This window comes from Novosphingobium umbonatum (assembly GCF_004005905.1).
Taxonomy (GTDB): Bacteria; Pseudomonadota; Alphaproteobacteria; order Sphingomonadales; family Sphingomonadaceae; genus Novosphingobium; species Novosphingobium umbonatum.
Window position 1 is genome coordinate 104,286 of the sequence record NZ_SACO01000012.1, and the last position, 26,717, is coordinate 131,002.

Consider the following 26,717-nt stretch of genomic DNA (forward strand, 5'->3'; position numbering starts at 1 on the left):
TCTGGTGTTCTTAGCGCTTGTCGACCGGCACGTAGTCGCGCTGCACCGGACCGGTGTAGAGCTGACGGGGGCGACCGATCTTCTGGCCTGGATCGCTGATCATTTCGTTCCACTGCGCCACCCAGCCCACGGTGCGGGCCAGAGCGAAAAGCACGGTGAACATCGTGGTCGGGAAGCCAATCGCCGACAGGATGATGCCCGAATAGAAGTCCACGTTGGGGAACAGCTTCTTTTCCTTGAAGTAAGGATCGGACAAAGCCAGTTCTTCCAGACGGATCGCGGTTTCGAACAGCGGATCCTGCACGTTCAGCGCTTCGAACACTTCGCGCAGGGTCTGCTGCATCACGGTCGCGCGCGGGTCATAGTTCTTGTACACGCGGTGGCCGAAGCCCATCAGACGGAACGGATCGTTCTTGTCCTTGGCGCGTTCGATATAGTGCGGGATCTTGTCGGGCGTGCCGATTTCGCGCAGCATATTGAGGCAAGCTTCGTTCGCGCCGCCATGGGCAGGGCCCCACAGACAGGCGATGCCGGCAGCGATACAGGCAAACGGGTTGGCGCCCGAAGAACCGGCCAGACGCACGGTCGAGGTCGAAGCGTTCTGCTCGTGGTCGGCGTGCAGGATGAAGATGCGGTCCATCGCCTTTTCAACGGCGGGGATCACCTGATATTCTTCGGCGGGAACGCCAAAGGTCATCTTCAGGAAGTTACCGGCATAGGACAGCTTGTTGTCGGGATAGACAAAGGGCTGACCCACCGAATATTTGTAAGCCATGGCCGCGATCGTGGGGATCTTGGCGATCAGGCGGTGGGCCGAAATACGGCGCTGCACGGGGTCCGAAATGTCGGTGCTGTCGTGATAGAAAGCCGACAGGGCGCCGACCACGCCGGTCATCACCGCCATCGGGTGTGCGTCACGGCGGAAGCCGTTGAAGAAGCTGGCCAGCTGTTCATGCACCATCGTGTGGCGCGTGATCGTGCTTTCGAACTTGGTCAGTTCGTCGGCATTGGGCAGCTCGCCGTTCAGCAGCAGGTAGCACACTTCCATGAAGGAAGACTGTTCGGCCAGCTGGCCGATGGGATAGCCGCGATGCAGCAGCACGCCTTCGTCACCGTCGATATAGGTGATCGCGCTTTCGCACGAAGCCGTCGAGGTGAAGCCGGGGTCATAGGTGAATGCACCCGTTTGACCATAGAGCTTGCGGATGTCGATCACATCCGGCCCGATGGTGCCCTTCAGAACGGGGGATTCAATATCCTTCCCGCCGATGTTGATTTTAGCCGTATCACCCACCGCAATACCTCCTTGTTAAATTATTATGCTGCTTTGGCTTGAGCGCTGATGCGTGCGAGACTTTCCTCGCGCCCAAGCAAAACCAGAACGTCGAAAATGCCGGGGCTGGTCGTTTGTCCGGTCAATGCCGCGCGCAGGGGCTGGGCCAGTTTGCCAAGGCCCAATCCCAATTCGCCAGCCATGCTTTTCAGCGTGGCCTCCAACGCTTCACTTGTCCAGTCTGTTTCTTTTGATAACGTTTCGCAAACGCGATAGAGTAATTCGCGCGCCTCGTCCGACAGCAGGGCGGCGGCCTTTTCCTCCAGCACCAGCGGGCGCTGTACGAAAAGGAAGCGTGCGCCAGCGGCCAATTCGTTGAGGTCCTTTGCCCGCACCTTCAGGAAGGGCATGGCGCGGGTCAAAAGGTCGCTGTCCACGTTCAGATCGGTGATGCGCGGGGCCACCAGCGCGGCCAGACGGGCATCATCGCTCTCGCGGATGTAGTGACCGTTGAGGTTGGACAGCTTGGCAAAGTCAAAGCGCGATGCGCCCTTGTTCACGTCCTTCACGTCAAACCATTCAATGGCTTGCGCGATGGAGATAATCTCCTCGTCGCCATGGCCCCAGCCCAGACGCATCAGATAATTGAGGACCGCCTCGGGCAGCAGACCCATTTCGTCGCGATAGGCGTCCACGCCCAAGGCACCGTGGCGCTTGGACAATTTGGCGCCATCGGCCCCATGGATCAATGGGATATGGCCATAGGCCGGATCGGGCCAGCCACCTTCGATGGCATTCATCGCGCGGATGATCACCAATTGGCGGAAGGCGTTGTTAATATGGTCATCGCCGCGGATCACATGGGTAACGCCCATATCGTGATCGTCCACCACCACGGCTAGCATATAAGTCGGCGTGCCGTCCGAACGCAGGATGATAAAATCATCCAACTCGGTGTTCTGCACGGTGATGCTGCCCTGCACCAAGTCGTCGATCACGGTCTCGCCGCTGGTGGGCGCCTTGATGCGAATCACATAGGGCAGGTCGGTAGGGAACTGGTCCGGCGTGGCATCGCGCCAAGGCGACTGGATGCGGAAGGGGCGCTTTTCGGCCTGCGCTGCCTCGCGCATGGCGGTCAGTTCGGCTTGAGTCAGATAGCAGCGATAGGCATGGCCCGCTTCGAGCAGCTTGTTGGCCACCTCGGCATGTCGCGGGGAACGTTCGAACTGGAAGGTGGCGGCTTCATCGCCGTCCAGACCAAGCCAGCGCAAACCATCGAAAATAGCGTCAATTGCCGCATCGGTGGAACGGGCGCGGTCGGTATCCTCGATGCGCAGCAGATAGGTGCCGCCATTGGCACGGGCATAGAGCCAATTGAACAGCGCGGTGCGCGCGCCGCCAATATGCAGATAGCCGGTGGGAGAGGGCGCGAAGCGTGTGACGACTTTTTTGCCGTCCGCCGATCCGCCTGCCAAACCCGCACTTGCCATCCCAGAATCCTTTCTGTCCTATGGGCTCATGGGCCCATTTGACGCGACCAAACAAATATATCGCGAGTGCGAACCCCGTGCTTCTGCTTATGGTGGGGGCGCTGCGATGCAACATGGCCCTTGGCGCAGCGGCGAGCGCTTGGCAAGATTTGCTTTCGTCTTAGAGCAATTTCTTGGAAATGCCGGATTTGACCGTGCGCCATGGTTGGCGGTGGGTTTGGCCACTGGTGTAACGGCTTGGTTTGCGCTGCCTTTGCGCCTGTATTGGTGGATGTGGATTGGCGGAGCCTTGGCTGTCGCGGCGCTGTCCAGCTGGACCATGGCACGAGAAGGGCGCTTTCCCTATTTGCGGCAGGCCTTTATCTCGATGGGGCTGATGTTGGCGCTGGGGTGTGCCCTGCCTTGGGCCAAGAGTGAATTGGCCGGAACGCGGCCCATTTCCCAGCCCTTGACCGGCCAGTTTCGTGGGCTTGTGCTGGAGCGGCAGGCGCAGCCCGCGCAAGAGCGTTTGCGCTTTTTGCTGTTGATCCGTCCTGCCGAGGGTGAGCCTGCGATCAAGGTGCGGGTCAGCGTCAAGGCAGGATTTGATGCCTCCGGTGCCGTCGAGGGGGCTGTTTTGCGGGCAAAGCTGCGCCTGATGCCGCCTTCGCCGCCTTTGGTGCCGGGGGGCTATGATGCGGCGCGGGCCGCTTGGTTCGGCGGCATTGCGGCCAGCGGCAGCGCCTATGGACCTTTGGAAGTAGAGCAGCCTGCGCCCGCCGTGAAGGGTTTGGCGGCGTTGCGGCATGCTTTGGCCGATCATGTGCGGGCATCGGTGGGCGGCTCGGCGGGGGGGATGGCTGCCGCCTTTGCCAGCGGGGACAGGGGCGGGATTGCGCCTGCGGATGAGGATGCGATGCGCGATTCGGGGCTGACGCATTTGCTTTCGGTATCGGGCCTGCATGTCAGCGCGGTGGTGGGCGGGACCTATTGGCTGGCGATGCGACTGCTGGGTCTGTGGCCTTGGCTGGTGCTGCGGTTGCGCTTGCCCCTGTTGGCGAGTGGTTGCGGCGGGGCGGCGGCGGTATTCTATACCGCGTTGACCGGCGCGGAAGTGCCGGCGATGCGTTCCTGTATCGCCGCTTTGCTGGTGCTGGCCGCCGTGGCGCTGGGGCGGCAGCCTTTGTCCATGCGCTTGCTGGCGGTGGCGGCGGTGGCGGTGATGCTGCTCTGGCCCGAAGCGGTGGTAGGCCCCAGTTTTCAGATGAGTTTCGGTTCTGTGCTGGCGATTATCGCGCTGCATGAGGCGGGGCCGGTCAGGGCTTTCTTGACCGCGCGGGAGGAGCCTGTCTGGCAGCGCTGGCTGCGGCAGGGGGTGATGTTGTTGTTGACCGGCGTGGTGATCGAACTGGCGCTGATGCCGGCCAGCCTGTTCCATTTCCACCGCGCGGGCCTCTATGGTGCGCTGGCCAATCTGGTGGCGATCCCGTTGACGACGGTGGTGACCATGCCCTTGATCGCGCTGGCCTTGTTGCTGGACGCCTTTGGTTGGGGCGCGCCTGCATGGTGGTTGTGCGGACAGAGTCTGGACGCTTTGCTGGCCTTGGCACGGTTCGTTGCGAGGCAGGCGGGGGCGGTGTCGATGCTGCCCGCTATGAGTGGGGTGGCCTATGCGGCTTGCATAGGTGGCCTCTTGTGGCTGGCGCTGTGGCATGGTCGGGTGCGGTTGTTGGGGCTGGTGCCGCCTATGGGGGCGATATTGTCCTTGGCCTTTGTCACGCCGCCCGATGTGTTGATCAGCGCGGATGGGCGGGACGTTGGTGTGGTGGAGCAAGGTGGGCGGCAATTGGTGATGCTGCGCTATCGCCCTCCCCAGCAAGACCGCGTGGACTTTGCAACCTCGGCCATGGCGGAAAATCTGGGGCTGGATCCGATGGCGCCGGGGGTAGTGGTGCCGCTGGCGGCTTGGCCGGGGGCGCAGTGCAATAATGCCTTTTGCCGCGTGGGCGTGCGGCGGGATGGGCGGATATATTGGCTGCTGCTGGCGCGTGGCAAGGCCATGGGCGATGGCGCGGCCATGCAGGCGGCCTGCGCGGCGGCGGATGTAGTGGTGGCGCAGGGGCGGATCGATGGCGTTTGCCAACCCCGCCTGCTACGGGCCGATGAGGCGATGCTTTATCGCAGCGGTGGTTTGGCGCTGGATCTGGCCCATGGGCGATTGCAGGCGGTGGGGGGGCAGCAGGGCCAACACCCATGGTGGCGCAGGCCCACTTGGCGTGGGGAAGGGTGGCGTGGTGCGGGGATCATGCCAAGCCGATAGTGGCGCGATCCCCTAACCATCAGTGATAGCGGCGCAGCAAACCCGCCAGTTTACCCTGCACCTGCACTTCGCTGGCCTGATAGAATTGCGGGTCATAGGCGGCATTGGCCGGATCGAGCCTGATCATACCCTTTTCACGGCGCAGATATTTCAGCGTCGCTTCCTCGCCACGCACCAGCGCGACGATGATCTCGCCATCGCGGGCCATGTCGGTCTTGCGGATCAGCGCCAGATCGCCATCGAAAATACCCGCTTCCACCATGGAATCGCCCGAAACTTCCAGCGCATAATGTTCGCCAGCGCCCAGCAGGGCGGCGGGCACGGGCAACATGGAATGACCTTCCAATGCCTCGATCGGGACACCTGCGGCAATCCGACCATGCATGGGGATTTCCACCACATCATTGGCTGGCGCAGGCGCAACAGGAGCGGGCTCCAGCACTTTGCGCGGGGCCTTGGCCGCAGGGGCGGGCGGGGTAACATCTTCAGGCTGGCGCAAGACTTCCAGCGCGCGGGCGCGGTTGGGCAGGCGGCGGATGAAACCGCGTTCCTCCAATGCGGAGATCAAACGATGCACGCCCGATTTCGACTTCAGATCCAGCGCTTCCTTCATTTCCTCGAAACTGGGCGATACGCCCGATGTTTCCAGACTGGCCTGAATGAAGCGCAGCAATTCATGTTGCTTGCGGGTGAGCATAGGGAAATCTCCCGTGGGGCATGCGTGAACGTATGTGGAACAATTACGCAACAATTCCGCACCCGTCAAGCAACACCGCCATTTTAGAGCAAATAGGCCCGTACCAGCCCCCCCGCCTGCACCGCATCTGCGCCAATCGGGCGTTCGATCAGGCAATTGGCGCTGGCCAAAGCGGCCAAGGCACTGGAATCGCGCATAGGATTGGGTTGGATAACGGCCCCATCCCATGCCCCGCGCAGGAACTCGCAGCGCTCGCCGCCCGCTGGCAGAGAACTGGCAACGGGGGCATAAAAGGGCTTGGGCAGGGGATGTTCCGCGCCTTGCAAGGCGCGCAGCAGGGGGAGAACAAACAGGAAGGCGGTGACATGGCTGGATACCGGATTGCCGGGCAGGCCAATGATGATTTGCCGCCCCTTTTGCGCCACCATCAAGGGCTTGCCCGGACGCAAGGCCACGCGCCAGAACGCCAGATCGGCGCCCCATTGCTCCAGTGCGGGGCGGATCAGGTCATGGTCGCCCACAGAAGCGCCGCCGCTGGTGATGATCACGTCGGCCTCGCTTGCAGCATCCAGCGCGGCCAGCAAAGCGTCCATCCGGTCGGAGACGGGGCCTAGCCGGTCGATGCGCCCCGCTTCGGGTTGCAACTGCGCGGCCAGCATGGCGCCATTGCTGGCGGGGATTTGATGGGCTGCGGTGGGGGCGCCGATGGGGGCCAATTCGTCGCCGCTGTCCAGAATGGCGATGCGTGGGCGTTGCCGCATGGGCAGGCTGGCATGGCCGCCGCTGATCGCCAGCGCCAGCGAGGCAGGGGTGATGCGTTGCCCTGCGCGCAGCAAGGTTTGGCCTTGGGCAAAGTCGAAACCCGCGCGGCGGATATGGCGGGGCAGGGGATGGGGCAGAGTGCCGGTCAGGTGTAGCCTGTCGCCCTCGCGCCGCGTGTCCTCCTGTAACAACACCCAGTCCGCGCCCTCTGGCAAAACCGCGCCGGTCGAGATGCGGCAAGCCTCGCCCTTTTGCACCACGCCTTGATAGGGATGGCCTGCCGCGCTTTCGCCGCGCAACCGCCACGGGCCAGAGGTGTCCTCTCCGCTCAAGGCATAGCCATCCATGGCGGATAGATCGACCGCCGGTTGCTGGCGCAGGGCGGGCAGGTCTTGCGCCAGATAGCGCCCCATCGCGGCCTCGATCGGCACCTGTTCGACGGGCAAAGGCACTGCCATGGCCAGCAAACGCGCCTGTGCCTCGGCCAGATCGAGCAATTTGCTCATAGCTCGGCCTTCCAGATGCCCGATTTGCCGCCGCGCTTTTCGATCAGGCGGATATTTTCGATCACCATGCCTTTGTCGATCGCCTTGGCCATATCGTAAATAGTCAGCAAGGCCAGCGAGACGGCGGTTAGCGCTTCCATTTCCACGCCGGTTTTGCCGGTCAGGCTGGCCATGGCGGTGGCGCGCAGCCCGTCTTCCTCGAAGGCAAAGTCCACGCTCACGCTATGCAGGGGCAGGGGATGGCATAGGGGTATGAGTTCCGAGGTTTTCTTGGCGGCCATAATGCCGGCAATGCGGGCCGTGGCGATGACATCGCCCTTGGGCACCGCGCCATCGCGGATGGCCAATAGGGCCGCGGCCCCCATGCGGATCCGGCCAGAGGCAATGGCCACGCGGGAGGTGTCCGCTTTGGCGCCAACATCCACCATGCGGGCGGCGCCATTCTCGTCTAGATGGGTCAATTCGGTCATTCTTCCTTCTTGCCAAAGCGGAGCGCTTGCGCAACGACTATTCCCGAAGCATTGGCTAAACCATTGGCAAAAGGGACTTCATATGGATGGCGCCTCGGCCCGCATCGTCGGGCGCGAATTGGTTTATGATGGCTGGTTTCCCTTTTACCGCTTGCGGGTGGAAATGCCCGATGGCCAATTGGCCGAAAGGCACCTGTTGATGCAGGATGAGGGCGCGGCGGTGCTGGCCTATGATCCGGCGCGGCGGGTAGCGATGTTGGTCAGCCAGCCTCGCTCGGCGGTGATGAATGCGGGCGAGGCGCCGGTTCTGGAAGCCATCGCGGGCGTGGCCGATGGAGCAGGGCCGGAAGAGCGCATCCGTGCCGAGGCGATGGAGGAAGGCGGGATTCAGCTAGGCGCGCTGGAATTCGTCGGGCGTGTCTGGAAAATTCCGGCGGTTTCAACCGAAAGGGTGACGCTCTACCTTTCCCCCTATAGCGCGTCGGACCGCATTGCCGAAGGCGGCGGTCTGGCCGCCGAGCAGGAGCATATTACCGTGCATGAAGTCCCGCTCGACGCCCTGCGCCAGATGGTGGAGCAGGGCGAGGTGCAGGATGTGAAAACTCTGGCGCTGGCGCAGGCCTTGATGCTGCGCCATCCGGAATTGTGGGCTTAACCTTCGAGCAGAGCCTTGGTTGCGGCGGTGACATCGGCCTGCCGCATCAGGCTTTCCCCCACCAGAAAAGTGCGTGCGCAGGGGGCAAGGCGGAGCAGGTCGGCATGGGTGTTGATGCCGCTTTCGGCCACCAATAATGTGCCCTCCGGCGCCAGCTTGGCCAGACGCTCGGTGTTGGCAATATCGGTCTTGAAGGTTTTGAGGTCGCGGTTGTTCACCCCGATCAACCGCGATTGCAGCGCATGGGCGCGTGCCATCTCTTCCTCGTCATGGACCTCAACCAGCACCGACATGCCATGCTCGATGGCGGCTTGCTCGATCTCCTGCATCTGCGCGTCGGACAGAGCCGCCACGATAATCAGGATGGCGTCCGCGCCAATCGCGCGGGCCTCATGCACCTGCCACGGGTCGACCATGAAATCCTTGCGCAGCACCGGCAGATCACAGGCTGCGCGGGCGGCGATCAGGTAATCCTCATGCCCCTGAAAATAGGGTGCATCGGTCAGGATCGACAGGCAGGCCGCTCCGCCCGCCTGATAGGCGCGGGCATGGGCGGGCGGATCGAAATCAGGGCGGATCAGGCCCTTGGATGGCGAGGCCTTCTTGATTTCGGCGATCAGGGCAAAGCCCGTGGCGGCGCGGGCGCGCAAGGCGGCCTCGAAACCACGGGGCGCGCTTTGCTGCGCGGCGCGGGCCTGCAAGTCGGCCAGCGAGGTCAGCGCCTTGCGCTGCGCCACTTCACCGCGCTTGGTGTTGCAAATTTCGGTCAGCTTGTCGGTCATATGGTTGCCTTAATCCAGCAGTCGAGCAAGGCCTTGGCCAGCCCCTTGTCCAGCGCTTCGGCGGCTTCTTCCACGCCGTCGTGCCAATTGTCCACTTCGCCCGCCACCATCAGCGCGCCAGCGGCGTTAAAAAGCACCGCATCGCGATAGGGGCCATGTTCGCCCATCAGCAGGTCTTGCAGGGCGCGGGCATTATAGGCCGCATCACCGCCCTTGATGGCATCCACCGGCGTCACCGGCAGACCGGCATCCTGCGGGCCAACCCGCTTCATCGCCACGGCATCCTCGCGCACATCGGCCCATTCATTGCCGCCCGCAAGGCTCAGCTCGTCCAAACCTTCATCTCCTGAAACCACAAAGCTGCGCGCCGTGCCCAGACGGCGCAAAGCTTCGGCATAGATGGGCACATAGGCGGGGCGGGCGATACCCACCAATTGCCTTTGCACCCCCGCCGGATTGGCCAGCGGCCCCATCAGGTTGAAGATGGTGCGGCGGCCCAAGGCTTTGCGGATGGGGGCAATATGTTTGAGGCACGGGTGATGGGCCTGCGCAAACAGGAAAGCGATGCCGATGTCTTGCAGCGTTTCCTCGGCGCGTTCGCCCGCCTTGGCCAGATCCAGCCCTAAAGCCTCCAGCGTATCGGCCGCGCCCGATTTGGACGAGGCGGCGCGATTGCCATGCTTGGCCACCGGCACGCCGCAAGCGGCCACCACCAGACTGACGGCGGTGGAGACATTGAGCGTGTGATGCCCGTCTCCGCCCGTGCCGCACACGTCAATCGCATTATCTGGTGCGGACACAGGGATCATCCGCGCCCGCATGGCCATGGCAGCCCCCGCTATCTCGCTGGCCGTTTCGCCACGGTCGGACAGTGCGACCAGAAATTGCGCAATCGCCTCATCGTCAACCTTACGGTCGAGAATGGCGGCAAAGATCGCTTCGGCCTCATCCTGCGCAAAGGGCTGGGGCCCGACTTGCGGCAGGCTGTTCATGCCAATTGCGTCGCATGGGCGGGCAAAGTGGTTTCGATGCCGCAAGTCTTCAGGAAATTGGCAATCATGGCATGGCCATATTGCGTGGCGATGCTTTCGGGGTGGAATTGCACCCCATGGATCGGCTTGGTGGCATGGCGGAAACCCATCACATGGCCGTCATCGCTGCGCGCGTTGACGATCAGGCAATCGGGAATATCGGTCACGATCAGCGAGTGATAGCGCGTGGCGGTAAATGGCGAGGGGATGCCTTGGAAAACGCCGCTATTGTCATGGGTGACAGGGCTGGTCTTGCCATGCATCAAGCCGCCGCGCACCACGCTGCCGCCGAAATATTGGCCGATCGATTGGTGACCAAGGCATACGCCCAGCAGTGGGCGTTCGGCATCGGCCGCTGCGCCCACCAGATCAAGGCTGATGCCCGCCTCGTTGGGTGTGCAGGGGCCGGGGCTGAGCAGGAAGCCGGCAGCGCCGCTGTCCAGCGCCTGCGCAGGCGTCAGCGCGTCATTGCGCACCACTTCCACCTCGGCGCCCAGTTCCATAATGTAATGGACCAGATTCCAGGTGAAGCTGTCGTAATTGTCGATAACGAGGATCTTGCCGCTCATTGTCCAAACCCTGCTTCCTGCGCCACGCGCACGGCTTCACGGGCTGCGGCAAAAAGCGCGCCCGCCTTATGTTCGCATTCCCGCTGCTCATAGGCAGGGTCGCTGTCGGCCACAATGCCCGCGCCTGCCTGTACGTGCATCACGCCATCCTTCAACACGGCGGTGCGCAGCACGATGCAGCTATCCAGATTGCCGTCCGGCCCGAAATAGCCCACGCCGCCCGCATAGGCACCGCGCGTTTCAGCCTCCAGTCCGGCGATGATTTCGCAGGCCCGCACCTTGGGCGCGCCCGACACGGTGCCAGCGGGGAAACCGGCAAACACCGCGTCAATCGAATCCGCCCGCGCCTCGTCCAGATCGCCCACTACATTGGAGACGATATGCATAACGTGGCTATAGCGCTCGATGGTGTAGCTTTCGGTCACTTTCACCGTACCCTTGGCGGCCACGCGGCCCACATCATTGCGGCCAAGGTCCAGCAGCATGAGATGTTCGGCGCGCTCCTTGGGATCGTCCAGCAGGCTGATCTCATTGGCCTTGTCCTCGGCGGGAGTCTTGCCGCGCGGGCGGGTGCCCGCGATGGGACGGATGGTCACCTCGCGCTGGCCATCCTCCTTGGCGCGCACCCGCACCAGAATTTCGGGGCTGGAGCCGACCACGGCAAAGCCGGGCAGGTCGAGCAGATAGAGGAAGGGCGAGGGGTTCACGCGGCGCAGGCTGCGGTAAAGCGCCAGCGGCGGCAGCGGGAAGGGGGCGGTGAAGCGCTGGGCCAGCACCACCTGAAAAATATCGCCCGCCTCGATATAGCCGCGCGCAGCTTCCACCATCTCGCCATAGCGGCCCGGCGCCATGGTGGGGGTGAGTTGGGGCATGGGCAGATCGGCGGGCACCGGCTCGCTCTTGGGCGCAGGCGCGGCAAGGCGGCGCAGGGCTTCGTCAATGCGTTCCTGAGCGGCCTCTAGCGCGGCTTCGGGCGATGCGTCCGAAGGCCAGACCGGCGCGATGGTGAACAACTGGTCGCTCAACCGGTCGAACACCAGAATGACCGTGGGGCGCACGAAAAGCATGTCGGGCAATTCCAGCCCGCTTTGCGGTGCGCGGGGCAGCTTTTCGACCAGACCAAAGGTCTCATAGCCGAAATAGCCCACGATACAGGCCAAGGCGCTGGGCAGTTCGGCCGGAACATCCATGCGGCAGGATTCGACCAAGGCCCGCAATTCCGCCAAGGCATCGCCCTCCAGCGGCTCGAAAGCATCGGCACTATGCTGCCATTGGCGGTTGATTTCCGCCGCATGGCCCGTGGCGCGGAACACCAGATCGGGGGCAAGGCCAAGCAGGCTGTAACGCCCGCGCACTTCGCCGCCTTCCACCGATTCCAGCAGGAAATCGCCGCGCCCTTTTTCGAACAGCTTGACCGCAGCCCCCACCGGCGTTTCCGTATCCGCAATCGTGCGACGCCAGACCAGCGCAGGCTTTCCATCGGAAAGTAGCGCCCGGGCAGCGGCCCAATTGTCGGGATAGTGGGAAGTTTCGGTCATAGCTCTTTCGTTTTGCTGTGTTTTGTTGGGGTGGTAAAACTTAGTTCGCGCCATTCAGCTGGGCGTTGACGGTCTGGATCGACTTTTCGTTGCGATCGACCTTCACCTGCGCGCGGATGGCATGGCGCAGAGCCTCGCCCTGTTCACGCGCGGCCAGTTGCTTCAGCTCGCCCGCCACCTGACCCAGCAGCGGGTCCTTGGCATCAACCGCGCCGGTGGTGACCGACTTCAGCTGCACCACAAACCAGCCCTTGTTGCCGGCGATCGGCAGCAGCTTGGTCGTGCCCTTGGCCATGCCAAAGAACAGGCCCAGCGCGGGCGGGATACGGCCACCCATGGCCGCAATCTGCTGACGGCTCATGGTAACCGGCTGAACGGGCGGCAGGGTCACGCCCAGAGCGGCCACTTGCGGGGCAAGATCGGCGCCCTTCTTGCCCGCGGCCAGCAGCTTCATGGCGGCGGCCTTAGCGGCAGTGGCACCCTTGTCCAGCGCGATGTCGGCGATCACTTGCGCCTTGACCTGATCGAGCGGGGCGGGAGCGGCGGCGTCGATGCGGCTGACGTCAAAGATCACAAAGCTCTTGCCCGCCACCAGTTCGGTGATCTGGGGCTGGCCTTCATGTTCCATGCTGAAGGCGGCCTTGACCACGCCCAGCAGGTCGGCGGGAACGCTCTGGCCTGCCTGACCATAGACCTGGCCATCGGCGGTCACCGCGCCAGTTTCGGCCAGCGTCAGGCCCAGTTCCTTGGCGCTATCCGACAGCGCGCCGCTCTTGTCGAAATCCTCGTTCACCTTCTCGGTCAAGGCGGCCAGCGCAGCCTTGCGCTTGTCCTCGGCCAGAGCGGTGGTGATTTCGCCCTTCACCTGTTCCAGCGTGCGGGCGGGCTTGGCATCAATGCTGTCCACACGGACCAAAGCCCAGCCCAAAGTGCCCTTGGCGGGGCCAGCCACGCTGCCTGCCTTGGCGGCAAAGGCAGCCTCGGCGACGGCAGGGCCGCTGCTCATCGCCAGCTTGTCCTTGGTCATCAGGCCCAGCGAGGCAGCCGACAGGCCCTTGGCCTTGGCGGCGGCTTCAAGGCTCTGGCCCTTGGCAATGGCTCCGGCAATGTCCTTGGCCATGCTTTCGCTGATGACGATCAGCTGCGTCACCTTGCGGCTCTCGCTGGCGGCATATTTGGCCTTGTCGGCGTTGAACTTGGCGGCAATTTCGGCCTCGGTCGGCGCGGCCACATTCTTCACCACGCTTTCGTCAAAGCGGGCATAGCGGATCACGCGGCGTTCGGGGCGCGTATAGGCGGCCTTGTGATTGTTATACCAAGCGGTGATTTCGGCGGCGCTGGCCTCGCCCTTGGGCGCAAAGGCCTGCGAGGGCAGCAGGCTGATCGCGCCGCTGCGCTGTTCTTTCAACAGACCGGCATATTGGATCAAAGCGGCCTGCGGCACATCGGCGCCAAAGCGGGCAGGAGCCAACAACTGGCGGCTCACCAGATCGCGGGCGAAACTGTCGCGCACCTCGCCATCGGTCAACTGGCGCTGGGCCAGCAGCGAACGATAGGTGGCATCGTCAAACTGGCCGCCCGCACCCTGAAAGGCAGGGATCTTGGCCAATTCGCTGTCGATCAGGCGCTTGCCCGCCACAATGCCGTTCTTCTTGCCAAAGGCCATCATGGCTTCGGCATCGATCATCTGGTCCAGCACCTGACCCACGCCGCCCTCGGCAACAAAGCCCTTCATGGTCAGACCCGGCGCCTGATTACGGGCGATTTCCAAAGCCTGCTGCGATTGCTTGATAAGCTGGGCAGTGCCGATCTTAGTGCCATCCACGCTGGCCACGCGATCCGCGCCGCCAAGGCCGACCGAATTGCTCAATTGCGCCACGTCACCAGCGGCAAAAGCCATGGCCAGCATAACAATCAAGGCCAGAGCCGCAAATACGCCGCCGGAGGATTTGAAGAACTTACGGAAAAACTGCAGCATCACGCAACCTATCAGGATGGCCTTGTCTGGTTTCGGGTCCGTTTTTCAGGCGAAACAGGCAGGCCGCCGGTTCAATCTGTGGCAGGCTTTAGGCGGCAATGGGCCATAGGGCAATGGGGCAGGCGCTTTGGCCTGTCTGCCCCCGCATTTTTGCCGGTCCTGTCTTTGACATGGGGGCGGGCTTGGCCTAACCGGCGAATAGCTATGCAGTTCATCGAGCGGATTCGCTGCCTGTTCAAGGCGGTAGTCGTTCGATCCAGCCACAAGGATGAGGTGATCGATGGCCCTGCGCCCCTATGTTGTCGGCAACTGGAAAATGAACGGATTGCGCGCCAGCCTGGCCGAGGCCCGCGCGATTGATCGCGTTGCCGCGCGTTATCCGCAGGTGGATGTGGGCGTTGCCCCGCCCTATACGCTGGTTCTGGCTCTGGCCGAACAGGCCGAACATAGCGCCGTGGGCGGGCAGGATTGCCACGCACAGGCCAAGGGTGCCTTCACTGGCGATGTGGCCGCTCCCATGCTGGCCGATGCCGGCGCGGGCTTTGTGATTCTGGGCCATAGCGAGCGCCGCGCCCTGCATGGCGAAAGCGATGCCTTGGTGCAGGCCAAGAGTACGGCGGCTTTGGCTGCTGGTCTGGGCGTCATCCTTTGCGTGGGTGAAACCGAAGCCGAGCGCGATGCGGGCGAGGCGATCAAGGTGGTCGCAGGCCAGCTCAAGGGTTCGCTGGTCGAAGGCGCTGCGGCGGCCGCCAAGCTGGCCGTGGCTTATGAGCCGGTCTGGGCGATCGGCACGGGGCGCGTGCCTTCGGTGGAGGATGTGGCGGCGATGCATGCGGCCATTCGCGCCGAATTGCTGGCTTTTTATGGCGATGCGGGCGCTGCGGTGCGTATTCTCTATGGTGGCTCGGTCAATGCGGGCAATGCGGTGGAATTGCTGTCCGTTCCCGAAGTGGGCGGCGCTCTGGTGGGCGGTGCCAGCCTGACGGCGGAAAGCTTTGGCGCGATCATCCACGCGGCCAGTGTCGCTCTGGGCGATTGATGTCCCGATGGGGGAGGGCGGTATCGTCCGCCCCCTCTTGCATTCACAGGTTCTGACGCCTAGATGGCCCCCTGTTGGCGCCGGAATGGGCGCGTTTTGTTGAAAGTTGCCGTTCCCATGTTCATCTTCCTCATCGTGCTTCAGGCCCTGGTCGCCGCCGCTCTGGTTGGCGTGATCCTGATCCAGAAGTCCGAAGGCGGCGGCTTGGGTGTGGGTGGCAGCCCGACCGGCTTTATGTCGGCGCGCGGCGCGGCGGACTTTCTGACGCGCGCCACCTCGATTCTGGCGACCGTGTTTGTGGGCCTTTCGATTGTGCTGGCGGCGCTGGCGGTCGAATCGGCCAAGGGGCAGAAGGTTGACACCTCGCTCAACCGCGCTGTGGCTCCCGCCGCTGCCCCGATTACGCCTGCGGCCACTCCTGCGGCTCCGGTTCCGGCCGATCCGCTGGGTTCTGCGGCAAAGAAGTAATCGCCCTTTTAGGACGTTGTAACCCCGTCGCGGCTAGCGATGGGGTTATGTCGTTTGGGCGGAGCATAAATGGGCAATTTCGCGGTTTTGACGTCATTTTCCAAAATGGCGCAAAAAGCTTTGTGGATTGCCTTCGATTGGCGCGCATCGGCGCTTGGATAAATCGCAATTAGAGAGTAGGGCGCAATTCCCATGGCGCGGTACATTTTCATCACCGGCGGCGTGGTCTCCTCGCTGGGCAAGGGTCTTATGGCAGCTTCTTTGGCTGCCTTGTTGCAGGCGCGCGGTTTCCGCGTCCGCATTCGCAAATTCGACCCCTATCTCAACGTCGACCCCGGCACCATGAGCCCCTATCAGCATGGCGAGGTTTTCGTCACCGATGACGGTGCCGAAACCGACCTTGACCTTGGGCATTACGAACGCTTCACCGGCGTTTCGGCGCGCAAGAGCGACAATATCACCTCTGGCCGCATCTATCAGACGATCATCGCCAAGGAGCGTCGCGGCGACTATCTGGGCGCGACGGTGCAGGTGATCCCGCATGTCACCGACGCGATCAAGGCCTTTGCGCAGGATGATACGGACGATCTGGATTTCGTGCTGTGCGAAATCGGCGGCACGGTGGGCGATATTGAAGGCCTGCCCTTCATTGAAGCCATCCGCCAGATGCGCAACGAGCTTGGCCGTGAGCAGACCTGCTTTGCCCATGTCACGCTGGTGCCCTATATCGCGGCGGCGGGTGAGTTGAAGACCAAGCCGACCCAGCATAGCGTGCGCGAGCTGACCGGCTTTGGCATCCAGCCCGACATTCTGCTGTGCCGTTGCGAGCAGGAATTGCCGGAGAGCGAGCGCGCCAAGATCGCGCTGTTCTGCAACGTGCGCAAGGAATCGGTGATTCCCGCGCTGGATGCTCCCAATATTTACGCTGTTCCGATCCAGTATCACGAACAGGGTCTGGACGCGGCGGTGCTGCACCACTTTGGCCTGAAGTCGCCTGCGCCCGATCTGAAGCGTTGGCAGGCTTTGACCGATCGTTACGCCGCCCCCGAGGGCGAGGTGACGATTGGTGTGGTGGGCAAATATGTCGTGCTGCAGGATGCCTATAAGTCGCTGAATGAAGCGCTGGTGCATGGCGGTCTGGCCAATAAGGTCAAGGTCAATATCCAGTGGATTGACGCCGAAATCTTTGAAAAGGACGAGGAAGAGATCGTCTCCACGCTTGAACCGCTGCATGGCATTCTGGTGCCCGGCGGTTTTGGCGAACGTGGCACTGAAGGCAAGATTTCGGCGGTGCGCTTTGCCCGTGAGCGCAAGGTGCCTTTCCTCGGCATTTGCCTTGGTATGCAGATGGCCTGTATCGAAGGTGCGCGCAACACGGCGGGGATTGCGGAAGCGTCCTCCACCGAATTTGGCCCGTCGAACGAACCGGTGGTGGGCATCATCACCGAATGGATGAGCGAAGAAGGCCTGCAACAGCGCAGCGCCGACACCGATCTGGGCGGCACGATGCGTCTGGGCGCCTATGAGGCCAAGCTTTCGGGCAATAGCCGCGTGGCGTCCATCTATGGCAGCGAAGTGATCTCCGAACGTCACCGCCACCGTTACGAGGTGAACGTGGCCTATCGTGAGGCGTTGGAGCAGGGCGGTCTGGTCTTCTCGGGCATGTCGCCCGATGGCTTGCTGCCTGAAATCGTGGAGCGTCCCGACCATCCGTGGTTCGTGGGCGTGCAATTCCACCCCGAATTGAAGAGCCGTCCTTTCGAGCCGCATCCTCTGTTTGCGGGCTTCATCGGCGCGGCGCTGGCGCAGGCGCGCTTGGTATAAGGATCGCAGGCGCGGGCGGAACAACACCCGCGCCCCGATACACAAACGGCGGCCAAGGCTGATCGGTTCAGCCTTGGCCGCCCTTTTTCGTTTTAGGCGGCGTTCTTACCGTCCACCACGGTCAGCGCCGCGGTGGCTTGGCCATTAACGGCAATCTTCTTGGGCTTCATCGCCTCGGGCACTTCGCGCAGCAGGTCGATCATCAACAGGCCATCTTCCAGATTGGCCGCGACGACGCGCACGAAATCGGCCAGTTCAAACCGGCGTTCAAACCCGCGCTGGGCAATGCCCAGATGCAGATATTCGCCAGCGGGGGCGTTCTGGTCATCATGCTTGCGGCCCTGGATCACCAGCAGGTTCTGCTGCGCGGTGATGTCGATATCGGCAGGCTTGAAACCGGCCACGGCCAGCGTGATGCGATAGGAATCTTCGCCCTTACGCTCGATGTTGAAAGGGGGGTAATTGTCGCCAGCGCCGGCCCGCGTGGCATTTTCCAGCAGGTCAAACAGGCGGTCAAAGCCCACGGTGTTGCGACGATAGGGGGTGAAGTCAAAACGGTTCATACAAAAATCCTCGTCAAAAGAGCAATTTTCGGTTTGGGTGAGGCCCGTCTCCGGCACCTCGGTGGCTGTGTCTTGCCCTGAGTGGCGCATGACACGCCTCTTGAGATATGTTAGCGCGACACCATTTCAAGACCCCCGATGTTGCTTTCGGGCAACCGATAAAGGAACCGCGCATGTCGACCCCCAAAGTTGAAATCTACACCCAATGGGGCTGCCCCTATTGCGTCCGCGCCAAGGCGTTGCTGGATGGCAAGGGCGTTTCCTATACCGAGATTGACGTGACGATGGACACCGCCAAGCGCCGTGAAATGGCCGAGCGCAAGCCCGGTGCGCGCACGGTGCCGCAGGTGTTTGTCGATGATGTGGCGCTGGGCGGATGCGATGACATTCACGCGCTGGACGCTGCGGGCAAGCTTGACCCGATTTTGGGCCTGTAACCTATGGCACGGCTCGCCCTGTTGCAGATGACCAGCGGGATCGATCCGCTGGGCAATGGCTCCACGATGGCGCAGGCGGCCAAAGAGGCCAAGGCTGGCGGGGCGGCCATGCTGTTCACGCCCGAGATGTGCGGGCTGATCGACCGTGACCGCGCCCGCGCCGCGCCGCATATTGTGGCCGAGGCGGAAAACCCCGTTCTGGCCCAGATGCGCGAGGTGGCGGCAAGGGAAGGGCTGTGGATCGCGCTGGGATCTCTGGCCGTGCGCCACGAAAGCGACGAGCGCGCCGCCAACCGCTGTTTCATCATTGATGACAAGGGCGAGATCGCCGCGCGTTATGACAAGATCCATATGTTCGACGTGGATCTGGCCAATGGCGAAAGCTGGCGCGAAAGCCGCGCCTATTGCCCCGGCGAGCAGGTGGTGACCGTGGAGACGCCTCTGGGCCGCCTTGGCCTTGCCATTTGCTATGACCTGCGCTTCCCCGCCCTGTTCGAGGCGCTGGGGCGGGCGGCTTGTGATCTGATCTCCATTCCCGCCGCTTTCACCGTGCCGACCGGCGCGGCCCATTGGCACATTATGCAGCGCGCTCGCGCCATCGAAGCCAGCGCCTATGTCGTGTCCGCCGCGCAAGTGGGCCAGCATCAGGATGGCCGCGCCACCTATGGCCACAGCCTTGTGGTGGACCCTTGGGGCGAGGTTTTGCTGGACATGGGCGGGGAGCAGGAAGGGCTTGCCTTTGCCGACATCTCGCCGGCAAGGCTGGCCGAAGTGCGTGCGCAAGTGCCCAGTCTTGCCAATCGGCGCGTGTTGACTACATCGCCTGCATCATGATTGTTTTCGATCTGGAATGCCGCCCCCACGGCCACCGTTTTGAAGGCTGGTTCGGTTCGTCGGAGGATTTTGCCCGTCAACAGGAGCGGGGGCTTTTGGCCTGTCCGCAATGCGCCAGCCCCGATGTGGCCAAGGCGTTGATGGCCCCGCGCCTGACCCGAAAGGGGAACCAGCGGAGTGATAGCAAGCCTGTGGCTGCGCCTCTGCCTGCTCCAGCCCCGCAGGCCATGGTGCCGCCGCCGGTGGAGGCTGCCCTGCCAGCGGAGATGCGCGAAAAACTCCATGCCGCGCTGAACATGGTGGCCGCCGCGCAGGCCGAGGCGCTCAAATCCTCGCGCTGGGTGGGCAAGGATTTTGCGCAGGATGCCCGCGCCATGCATTATGGCGATATCGAGCCCGAAGCCATCCATGGCCAGACTACACCCCAAGAAGCCAAGGCCTTGATCGAGGAAGGTGTCGAGATCGCACCAGTTCTTTTCCCCGTTGCCCCGCCCGACAAGATCAATTGAGCGCGCTTGGTTGCATTTCCCGATCAGGCCCTATATTGGCTTGCCTCGCGTGCACCCGTAGCTCAGCCGGATAGAGCACCAGATTCCTAATCTGGGGGCCCCGCGTTCGAATCGCGGCGGGTGCACCAATTTTTCAATAACTTACGTCATTTTCTGTGAGGTTTGTTCCTTCGTCTGAGCTGCTAGCAAGCACATAGCAAGCACCAGAACGAATCTCGTTCAACGCTGGCCCAGTTGCCCCCTGATAGCGTTCAAAACCTGCATCATGCTTTGCCCGCATTCGGCTTCCAGTTGGCAGAATCGCTCAAGGTGCTTTTCGTAGGTGCGCTGCCACATGCCTTTCGGGCGCGGGAATCCCTCATCCCAGCCTTGGGGAAGGCCCAGCTTCTTTTGTAAGGCCTGTAGCCGCTCAAATGGTCGGTCGCGGTGGCTTACGCGCTGGATATGATAGCCAATGCCCCATGCCTTGCGCGAAGCGAATCTATCGCCTGTAGGGGGCTTATAGAGCAATCCTACGCGGCATTTCTGATAGGGGCAGATCATCCACCAGCGCTTGCCGCCATAATGGGGCGTTGTGTGGCAAAGGGGGATGATTTGCTCCGCGCTTTCGCGCTGGCCTTCCGGGCCGCGATTGTATGACAGGATCAACCTTTCCTTGCCCGGTTCATCCATGATGGCGGCATAGCTGATGGAGCCAGCGGGTTTGCCACCGTAAGTCCAATGTAGCAGGCCATCCACACGATAGCCGGGCTTGGCGCGTCCGGTGCGGATCATCCAGCCAATGTCTATCCTATGCGATGCTTCAGTCGTAGGCCTGCCACCTGTGCGCCCAGAAGCCCAACTTCCCATGCGTAAAATGCTCCGCCAGATTTTCCTAAATCAATAGTAGATTGGATGTTGAGCGTTTTATAGACTGTCCTGCAAAGCCGGTAAAGAATGTGAGGGTATTGTGAAAAATAGTAATCTAAGCAGAATTTTAAAAAAAGGCAATTCAGGAAGATTTTGAGAAAATAAATAAACATATTTCTGGATTAAGTGAAGGTAGGTACACCAATATAGAGTTTAAATTTGAAAATTCGTTTATAAAACATATTGAGGGCGCCACAAAAAATATAACGTGCAGCGAAGTTGGTTCGAGGAACTATTTTGGCAATAGGAAAGGTGGTCGTCTTGATTTGGTGGTGGTAAATAATGAAAAGTATGAAGTGGGTATGGAGTTTAAAGCCGTTCGGATGCCACGAAAAAAGGCAAACTGCCTGTTTGATATTAGCCAACTATCCAGTGATTACCTTAGGTTAGCGAATGCAAAAAAACTTGCTGCGGGGTGGGTGGTCGCCTTTGTGTACGGCCCAATGGTTGATGATGCGACCAGTGGGGCCGACCTCATGCGACGTTTTCAAAACCAAATGTATGTAGAATGCCAAACCGCAAAGATTGCAGGCCTTATGAAAGAATGTCTTACGTCGGATCATCTTGGTGCATGTGAATCTATGGGATGGAATTATCCAACCCAACGTGCCACCAATACTGAAGATGTGTTTGGCGTATTGGTTAAATTTAGTGGAAAATCCTTGGGCGCCGTGGCTATTAGGGCTAAGTGAATTTTTCTAAAAATTATAGGCGCGGGCGGGTCTGAAAGCCCGCGACCATATATTATATATAGGGAGAGGGTGTGGCGCAGCTTTGGCGCGCAATGGCGCAAGGTTTTCTGCGGTTTTCGGCATGGGGTTGGCGCGTTTGGCGCATAGGGTTAGCGCAGGGGGTTGGCGCAGGATCACGGCTCTGGCGCAGGTGGTTCGCCGGTCGGTTCCACACTCTCGCCCGCCAGCCTGATCCCCCGCTTGGGGTGGCGATTGTCGCCTGCCCATAGCACGCAATCCAGTTCGATTTTCTTGGTGTGCAACAGGCGTTCCATGGCCCGCGCAAACGCCAGCTTCTTGGTGCCTTTGGCTTCGGGCATACCGGCGAAGATTTTGGGCGCGTAATTGATGCCGGGCTGGTGCGATACATTACGGCGCTGTTCTGCGCAGGCGGCAAGGCAGCGCAGGAAGGCATCATTCTCGGCATTGGCGGCAATCAATTCTGCATATTCGCGGGCGCTGTCTGGCTCTCGGTCGCTTTCCAGCACAAAGGCCCATTCTTGCCATAGGAAGCGCATGGCCTCTCCTTTCCTTGCGTAATTGGCTTTGCCCACTGTGATGGTGCGCAGATCGCTTTGGGTGTCATGCTCCACCACGAATTGAGAGCGCACTGCATTAACCCAAGCGGTGCTGCCCGAATGCGCGTTGCCTTGGGTGTTGCCTTGTTGGTGTGGCCCAGCAGCAAGATCGCCGCGCCACTCTCGCCCGCCAGCCGGTTAAGGGCATTGGCAAATTGCGTTACCTCGGTGCGGTCGTTCTCATTGCCCGCAAACAGGTGCGCCAGATTGTCCAGCGCCACCAGCTTAGCCCCTGTTTGGCGGATGAAGGCTTTTAGGCGGCCATAGGAGCGGGAAAGGGTGAACCTGCCTTCTTTGCCCACGCTGCCTAAAGTGTTGTCCAGTCGCCCGCGCAGGCTGGCCAAATGCAATCGCCCGTCAAGGTCGGCCATCGATACGCCAAGGGCTTTGCAGATATGCGCCTGCCGCCAGTGTAATTGCTCTGCATCATCCTCGCAGGTTAGATAGATCGCGGGTGCCTGTTTCATGGATAGGCCTAGAGTAGGCACATTGGCGGCCAGAGCGGTGGCCACCTGTTGCGCCCATAGGCTTTTGCCCGCGCTGCCGGGGCCGGTAAAAAGCGTAACTTCACCGGCTGGCGCAAGCGAGGGGATGATAAAGGCCTTGGGGCGCGGCTCCACGCTGGCAAGGGCGGCAAGGTCCAGCGGTTCAATGGGGCTTTCATCCTCGGCCCTATCGGTGCGGCTGCTATCTCCTGCCGGGTGATATTCCGGCGATGCCATGCGCGGCGGCGCAGCACGGGGCGAGCCTGCCCCATCGGCAAGCCCGCGCTCCACCTTTTCGGCAATGGCTTCTGCCGTCCATTTGTTGCGCGGGTCATAGCTGGGCATAGAGAGGCCAGCGGCCATCAGTTGCGCCTTGGCAGTCGTCATGGATAACTCACCCCCAGCCACCAAAGAGCCAATTTTCAAAGCGGCCTCATTCAAGGCGCATTCCTGCTCACCATTGCTTGCCCGTAAAATGGCTTCAGATTCGCGCCGGAGGGCGGCAAGGCCGTAAGGTGAATCACCAGTTCCAGAACAAGGCAAAGGCGCTCTGGTGGCTTGCTGGGCGGTTTGCGGCTCATTGTCGTTCTGCCTTTGCATACGGCGTAGCAATTCGGGCGGTGCTGCTATGGGGTCGCAATCCTCGGCCCATGCATACAAGCGCCCGGATGGGTGGCGCGATGGCGGCAAGATCACATAGCCCCCTTCGCCGCGCACTTCGGCCCCCGGCAAATCAGGAAAGGGCCAGCCGTGCTTTGGGTGGCGTTGTGCATTGCGCACCTCGTTCCCTTCCCATTGCCAATAAAGATGATGGCCTTTGCCCGTGATCGCCTTACGGGTGGTTGGCAGGTGTGGCGCTTCGGCGGCGAAGGCTTCGGGGTCGTCAATGTCCAGAACCCAAACGCCAGAGGCTTCCCCCGTTGGCATACCAATCATGGCGCAGGGCCAGCGCTTCCACCAATCCGATATGGTCGCCGGATCGGCGGTTGCGTCCCTAAAGCCGTTGGCGGTCAATGGGCGCTTGTTCTCGCTGTTGCACGGGAACACGGGAAAGCCTTGCTGGGCATATTCCAGCGCAGCGGTGCGCAGATCGGGCGTGTTCATTGCGCACCCCCTGCCAGCCGTTCGCGGCCCAGTTCGGTGAGGCGCAGGACGGCAGCCGATTTGCCGGTTTCCGGGTTGCGGCGGCGTTGCCCTGTAGGCTCCGCCAGTCGCTCTGCAATCAACTCGCTAAATCGTGGCTGTAAAGCGCAGGCTTTCACGCCAGACAGTTTGACCGCTTCAAACGGGGCCAGCGCACCATGCAAGGCAAGCGTATGGATCGCCAAAGAGTGCAGGCGTTTGCGGTGGCCAGACATAGCGGAGGCTGCATCTTCGCTTGTGCCAAAAGTAGCGGAGGTGAGGCCCTTTGCGCCGGGCTGCTTGGGATAGCGTTTAGCCATGACAGTTCCCCCCCGAATGCGAGGGCGGCCACGGTTGCGGCCAATTCCGGCGTGATGCCGTAATGCAAAGCGATAAATTGCGCCTGCATGGCGATGGTGCTAAAGGGGGCCTGCATCTTGTCGGCAAACAGATTGCAGGAAGCCCGGCTGCCATTGGTGGTCGGGTTTTCCATTATCACGCCTCCACCGTTTCGCTGGTGGAGCGCACAAGGCGGCTGGCAATCCATGCGTCCAGATCGGCGCGGCGATAGCGCACGGGGCCGCGATTGCCGGGCGTAAGCTTTGCAAATTGAGGGCCGTTGCCGGTGAGGCGTAGGCGTTCCAGCGTAGGGCAGGAAATTGCGAGATATTCGGCAGCGCCTGCCGTGTCGAGAATGTCAGGTGTCATTTGAGCTATCTCCTGATGGACGATAGCCCCGCAAAGTAATCACAAATTTCGCTTATGCACCAATATCACCATGAGCTAATCGACGCTATTTTCGGGGTAGTTAGCGCACGGTGTCTTTCTTGCCCGCTCTATCGCCTTCCTTGCGTAGTGCTGCGGGTTAGCGGCGGTTCTGCCGGTAGCAGTTCCTCCTTCAAGGTCCGTATAAATTTGGCCAAGTAGCATGACAAAATTGTGGTCTTGGTTTGAGCCCGCTTCCCTCCCCGCAATCATCGGGTAAATTTCCAGCAATGCAGTTGCCACGGCTAAATAATGATTTTGAGGTTTTGGGCCGGCTTTCGGATGTTTGCCTTTATATAAATTGCCATAGGCGAAATATGCCATGTCCATCTGAAATTTTGGGTCCATCCCGTTAGATATTAGAATTGATACGGCATCATCGCTTTCTAAAATTTTTGAAACTTCCCGTCTTAATTTTTCCAATTTTTTAAATTCTGGCTTTTTGTTTAAATAAATGTCAGGCCTATAGGACATTACTATTTGGCGAGAAAAGCCTTCCATGCCAGCTTCGTCATACTCTCTAACAACGCCCGTTGAGTGTAGAAAAAGTGTTTTTTGTATCTTTGTTTGCCGATGGCGAAAATTTTCTACCGTCCATTTAACGTCACGTTCCCATTCAGAATCGGATACTTTCCGCATTAATTTATCCTTTCTGATCGGTTTCAGACTGATTGCTTCGCGGCGCTGATCGGCACCACGTTGCCGGTTCCGCGCTCCACCGGCTTCCCGCCATTATCCACGCAAGCCCTGATATAGGCCCGCCATGCGGCGGCATCCGCTTCGCCATGGTCATTCACAAACTGGCTGGGCCGGTGTCCTGCCGCGATGGCTGCCACGTTTGCCGCCCATGCGCGCAAGGCTTCCCGCTTTTCCTCTTTCCAATCGTGTTGCTGGTAAATGCCTGCCACGCCACTCTTGGCCCCGCTAACATGGTTCAAGGTCGCCTCGGTCACTTCAAAGCGAACCCCAAGACGCTGAAAGCCGGTGGCCAGAGTGCGGCGCAAATCGTGCACGCGCCATGCCGCAACGGTTCCTGCTTCGGTGGCATCATCCAAACGGCGCTTGGCCCGCGAATAGCAGGTGAGGGGCTGTTTGCCTTTCAGCGAGATGACCGAACCGGCTTTGGGCCAGCGCTTGGCATCGGGTTTGTCGGCCTTGGCCTTAACCTGTTCGGCAAGTGCCAGCCGATCCAGCAATTCCACCACAGCCGGGGCCAGGGGCACCATGTGGGCATTACCATTCTTGGCCTTGGTTGCGGGGATGATCCACATAGCTGATGCGCGATCTAGTTCTGCCCAGTTGATAGATGCCACTTCCTCGCGGCGCTGTCCGGTAAGGGTGAGCAAATGGAAATATGGTCCGAACGGATCGCGCAGCGTTTCGGCTGCTTTCCAGATCGCCACCAATTCATCATCAGTCAAAACACGGTCACGCGCCTCTGGAGCGGTAGGCTTGGCCATCATCCGAACAGGGTTATCGTTTATCTCGCCGCGCTCCATGGCCCAGCGGAACAAGACGGACGCATAAGCATAAACAGCCAACCGACTGGCGCGATATTTCACCGGGATGCCGTCGATGATAGGTTGCAAATCTGCGCGGGTTATGTGGGGCAGGGGCTTGCCCTTCAAGGCTGGTAGGAGGTGTGTGTTCACCACATGCTTGGCCTGCTCCACTGTGCGAGGGCGGCGGCCCTTCTCGTCTTCGTAATGCTCAAGCCAGCGTTCGGCCACTTTCTCAAAGGCCAACTCGCCTTCATGGCGGGCCTTTTCATCAGCGGCGCGCTGTGCCGCTTCTCTGGCTGCCTTGGCATCATCCTCGGCCTGTCGAGGGTCAATGCCGCGTTCAACCATTGCGGCGAGAGCTTTGGCCTCCTTTCGTGCCTGATCGGGTGTCAGTGCGCCATGCTTGCCGATGGTGTAGCGCCGTGTGGGATTGCCGCGCCCACCGATCCGGTATTGGAAAACATAGACCTTACCGCCAGCCGGGGTAACTTTCAGGCCAAAGCCGGACAGGGTGTCGTCCCAAATGAGGTAATCCGCATTCTCTGGCTTGGCTGCATCGACCGTGCGCTTTGTGAGGTTGGCAGTTGCCATCGCGGGTTGCTCCTGTGCTCGCTAGCAAGCACATAGTAAGCACCAGCAATCACATATGCAATGGAGTGTGATGGCGTGAGATTACAAAAATCCAGTAAAACGTGGGTTTGGTATTTTGGGGCGGCGTGGTTAAGCCAGAAAACCTCAAATTCCTAATCTGGGGAACCCGCGTTCGAATCGCGGCGGGTGCACCATTCACGTTCAGCTTTGGGCACCAAATGTGGTGGTGTTCCCATGGCGGCTTTTGATAGTCGCGATTTAGATCCGCAGATTCGAATTTCGGTCGTGCCCACCTCGACTCGGTCGACGA

The 26,717-nt window shown here is 61.1% G+C and carries 27 protein-coding genes and 2 tRNA genes; 11 read left to right on the forward strand and 18 right to left on the reverse strand.

Annotation, left to right across the window (positions count from 1 at the left end; genetic code table 11):
• Nucleotides 1-10 precede the first annotated feature (10 nt).
• Both EOE18_RS14545 and gltX read right to left on the reverse strand, forming a co-directional pair.
• Nucleotides 11-1,294, reverse strand: a complete 1,284-nt coding sequence (locus EOE18_RS14545) for a citrate synthase (RefSeq protein ID WP_127710806.1) — start codon at nt 1,292-1,294, stop codon at nt 11-13.
• Between the two features lie 23 nt (nt 1,295-1,317).
• Nucleotides 1,318-2,763, reverse strand: coding sequence for a glutamate--tRNA ligase (gene gltX, locus EOE18_RS14550; RefSeq protein ID WP_127710808.1), 1,446 nt, complete (start codon nt 2,761-2,763; stop codon nt 1,318-1,320).
• A gap of 211 nt (nt 2,764-2,974) precedes the next feature.
• Between gltX and EOE18_RS14555 the strand changes: the two genes are divergently transcribed.
• Nucleotides 2,975-5,062 carry a ComEC/Rec2 family competence protein gene (locus EOE18_RS14555; RefSeq protein WP_246027468.1) on the forward strand — a complete coding sequence of 696 codons (2,088 nt, stop codon included), beginning with the start codon at nt 2,975-2,977 and terminating at the stop codon, nt 5,060-5,062.
• A 19-nt stretch (nt 5,063-5,081) separates the two neighbouring features.
• Here the strand turns inward: EOE18_RS14555 and lexA are convergent, their stop codons facing one another.
• From lexA to moaC, 3 genes are all read right to left on the reverse strand, one after another.
• Entirely contained in the window at nt 5,082-5,759 is a 678-nt protein-coding gene (lexA, locus tag EOE18_RS14560) for a transcriptional repressor LexA (RefSeq protein WP_127710812.1), read from the reverse strand.
• Nucleotides 5,760-5,842: 83 nt separating this feature from the next.
• The gene (locus EOE18_RS14565; RefSeq protein ID WP_127710814.1) at nt 5,843-7,027 is read right to left on the reverse strand and encodes a molybdopterin molybdotransferase MoeA; all 1,185 of its coding nucleotides are present in this window, start codon (nt 7,025-7,027) and stop codon (nt 5,843-5,845) included.
• Nucleotides 7,024-7,497, reverse strand: a complete 474-nt coding sequence (moaC, locus tag EOE18_RS14570) for a cyclic pyranopterin monophosphate synthase MoaC (protein ID WP_127710816.1) — start codon at nt 7,495-7,497, stop codon at nt 7,024-7,026. The genes EOE18_RS14565 and moaC overlap by 4 nt, the downstream gene beginning before the upstream one ends.
• A gap of 82 nt (nt 7,498-7,579) precedes the next feature.
• On the opposite strand from moaC, the gene EOE18_RS14575 reads away from it, so the two are divergent.
• Complete coding sequence (locus EOE18_RS14575) at nt 7,580-8,152, forward strand: NUDIX hydrolase (protein WP_181953059.1); 573 nt, start codon at nt 7,580-7,582, stop codon at nt 8,150-8,152.
• Here the strand turns inward: EOE18_RS14575 and trpC are convergent.
• From trpC to EOE18_RS14600, 5 genes are read right to left on the reverse strand one after another with little or no spacing between them, the layout of a single operon-like run.
• A complete protein-coding gene (trpC, locus tag EOE18_RS14580) occupies nt 8,149-8,934 on the reverse strand; it encodes an indole-3-glycerol phosphate synthase TrpC (RefSeq protein ID WP_127710818.1) in 786 nt (261 codons plus the stop codon). The genes EOE18_RS14575 and trpC overlap by 4 nt on opposite strands.
• Complete coding sequence (gene trpD / locus EOE18_RS14585; protein WP_127710820.1) at nt 8,931-9,926, reverse strand: anthranilate phosphoribosyltransferase; 996 nt, start codon at nt 9,924-9,926, stop codon at nt 8,931-8,933. Before trpD ends, trpC begins: the two co-directional genes overlap by 4 nt.
• Nucleotides 9,923-10,534, reverse strand: a complete 612-nt coding sequence (locus EOE18_RS14590; RefSeq protein ID WP_127710822.1) for an anthranilate synthase component II — start codon at nt 10,532-10,534, stop codon at nt 9,923-9,925. Before EOE18_RS14590 ends, trpD begins: the two co-directional genes overlap by 4 nt.
• Nucleotides 10,531-12,072: an anthranilate synthase component I family protein gene (locus EOE18_RS14595; protein ID WP_127710824.1), complete on the reverse strand. Its 1,542-nt coding sequence runs from the start codon at nt 12,070-12,072 to the stop codon at nt 10,531-10,533. The genes EOE18_RS14590 and EOE18_RS14595 overlap by 4 nt, the downstream gene beginning before the upstream one ends.
• 40 nt (nt 12,073-12,112) lie before the next feature.
• Nucleotides 12,113-14,050, reverse strand: coding sequence for a peptidylprolyl isomerase (locus EOE18_RS14600; RefSeq protein ID WP_127710826.1), 1,938 nt, complete (start codon nt 14,048-14,050; stop codon nt 12,113-12,115).
• Nucleotides 14,051-14,330: 280 nt separating this feature from the next.
• Here EOE18_RS14600 and tpiA point away from each other — a divergent pair, with 280 nt between their 5' ends.
• The 3 genes from tpiA (at nt 14,331) to EOE18_RS14615 (ending at nt 17,381) form a co-directional block, all read left to right on the forward strand.
• Nucleotides 14,331-15,089 (forward strand): triose-phosphate isomerase, encoded by a 759-nt coding sequence (gene tpiA, locus EOE18_RS14605; protein WP_127710828.1) that lies wholly within the window; start codon nt 14,331-14,333, stop codon nt 15,087-15,089.
• A 117-nt stretch (nt 15,090-15,206) separates the two neighbouring features.
• A complete protein-coding gene (gene secG, locus EOE18_RS14610; protein WP_127710830.1) occupies nt 15,207-15,557 on the forward strand; it encodes a preprotein translocase subunit SecG in 351 nt (116 codons plus the stop codon).
• Between the two features lie 192 nt (nt 15,558-15,749).
• Nucleotides 15,750-17,381, forward strand: a complete 1,632-nt coding sequence (locus tag EOE18_RS14615) for a CTP synthase (RefSeq protein WP_127710832.1) — start codon at nt 15,750-15,752, stop codon at nt 17,379-17,381.
• Nucleotides 17,382-17,473: 92 nt separating this feature from the next.
• On the opposite strand, the gene EOE18_RS14620 is transcribed toward EOE18_RS14615, so the two are convergent.
• A complete protein-coding gene (locus EOE18_RS14620; RefSeq protein ID WP_127710834.1) occupies nt 17,474-17,944 on the reverse strand; it encodes an Hsp20 family protein in 471 nt (156 codons plus the stop codon).
• 173 nt (nt 17,945-18,117) lie between these two features.
• Here EOE18_RS14620 and grxC point away from each other — a divergent pair, with 173 nt between their 5' ends.
• The 4 genes from grxC (at nt 18,118) to EOE18_RS14640 (ending at nt 19,852) form a co-directional block, all read left to right on the forward strand.
• Nucleotides 18,118-18,381 (forward strand): glutaredoxin 3, encoded by a 264-nt coding sequence (gene grxC, locus EOE18_RS14625; protein WP_127710836.1) that lies wholly within the window; start codon nt 18,118-18,120, stop codon nt 18,379-18,381.
• Between the two features lie 3 nt (nt 18,382-18,384).
• Nucleotides 18,385-19,215 (forward strand): carbon-nitrogen hydrolase family protein, encoded by an 831-nt coding sequence (locus EOE18_RS14630; protein WP_127710838.1) that lies wholly within the window; start codon nt 18,385-18,387, stop codon nt 19,213-19,215.
• Complete coding sequence (locus EOE18_RS14635) at nt 19,212-19,724, forward strand: DUF1178 family protein (RefSeq protein ID WP_127710840.1); 513 nt, start codon at nt 19,212-19,214, stop codon at nt 19,722-19,724. The genes EOE18_RS14630 and EOE18_RS14635 overlap by 4 nt, the downstream gene beginning before the upstream one ends.
• A gap of 51 nt (nt 19,725-19,775) precedes the next feature.
• Nucleotides 19,776-19,852 (forward strand) — tRNA-Arg (locus tag EOE18_RS14640).
• A 91-nt stretch (nt 19,853-19,943) separates the two neighbouring features.
• Here EOE18_RS14640 and EOE18_RS14645 read toward each other — a convergent pair.
• The gene (locus EOE18_RS14645; protein ID WP_127710842.1) at nt 19,944-20,498 is read right to left on the reverse strand and encodes a hypothetical protein; all 555 of its coding nucleotides are present in this window, start codon (nt 20,496-20,498) and stop codon (nt 19,944-19,946) included.
• A gap of 407 nt (nt 20,499-20,905) precedes the next feature.
• Here EOE18_RS14645 and EOE18_RS14650 point away from each other — a divergent pair, with 407 nt between their 5' ends.
• The gene (locus tag EOE18_RS14650) at nt 20,906-21,325 is read left to right on the forward strand and encodes a hypothetical protein (RefSeq protein ID WP_127710844.1); all 420 of its coding nucleotides are present in this window, start codon (nt 20,906-20,908) and stop codon (nt 21,323-21,325) included.
• Between the two features lie 173 nt (nt 21,326-21,498).
• On the opposite strand, the gene EOE18_RS14655 is transcribed toward EOE18_RS14650, so the two are convergent.
• From EOE18_RS14655 to EOE18_RS14680, 6 genes are all read right to left on the reverse strand, one after another.
• Nucleotides 21,499-21,882: a hypothetical protein gene (locus tag EOE18_RS14655; protein ID WP_127710846.1), complete on the reverse strand. Its 384-nt coding sequence runs from the start codon at nt 21,880-21,882 to the stop codon at nt 21,499-21,501.
• Nucleotides 21,801-23,531, reverse strand: coding sequence for a bifunctional DNA primase/polymerase (locus EOE18_RS14660; protein ID WP_127710848.1), 1,731 nt, complete (start codon nt 23,529-23,531; stop codon nt 21,801-21,803). Before EOE18_RS14660 ends, EOE18_RS14655 begins: the two co-directional genes overlap by 82 nt.
• Nucleotides 23,528-23,785 carry a hypothetical protein gene (locus EOE18_RS14665; RefSeq protein ID WP_246027469.1) on the reverse strand — a complete coding sequence of 86 codons (258 nt, stop codon included), beginning with the start codon at nt 23,783-23,785 and terminating at the stop codon, nt 23,528-23,530. The genes EOE18_RS14660 and EOE18_RS14665 overlap by 4 nt, the downstream gene beginning before the upstream one ends.
• Nucleotides 23,786-24,044: 259 nt before the next feature.
• Nucleotides 24,045-24,257, reverse strand: a complete 213-nt coding sequence (locus EOE18_RS14670; RefSeq protein WP_127710852.1) for a helix-turn-helix transcriptional regulator — start codon at nt 24,255-24,257, stop codon at nt 24,045-24,047.
• A gap of 75 nt (nt 24,258-24,332) precedes the next feature.
• Nucleotides 24,333-24,953: a hypothetical protein gene (locus EOE18_RS14675; protein ID WP_127710854.1), complete on the reverse strand. Its 621-nt coding sequence runs from the start codon at nt 24,951-24,953 to the stop codon at nt 24,333-24,335.
• Nucleotides 24,954-24,976: 23 nt separating this feature from the next.
• Nucleotides 24,977-26,407 (reverse strand): tyrosine-type recombinase/integrase, encoded by a 1,431-nt coding sequence (locus tag EOE18_RS14680; RefSeq protein WP_127710856.1) that lies wholly within the window; start codon nt 26,405-26,407, stop codon nt 24,977-24,979.
• A gap of 125 nt (nt 26,408-26,532) precedes the next feature.
• On the opposite strand from EOE18_RS14680, the gene EOE18_RS18490 reads away from it, so the two are divergent.
• Nucleotides 26,533-26,601, forward strand: a tRNA-Arg gene (locus EOE18_RS18490).
• The last annotated feature ends 116 nt before the right edge of the window (nt 26,602-26,717 follow it).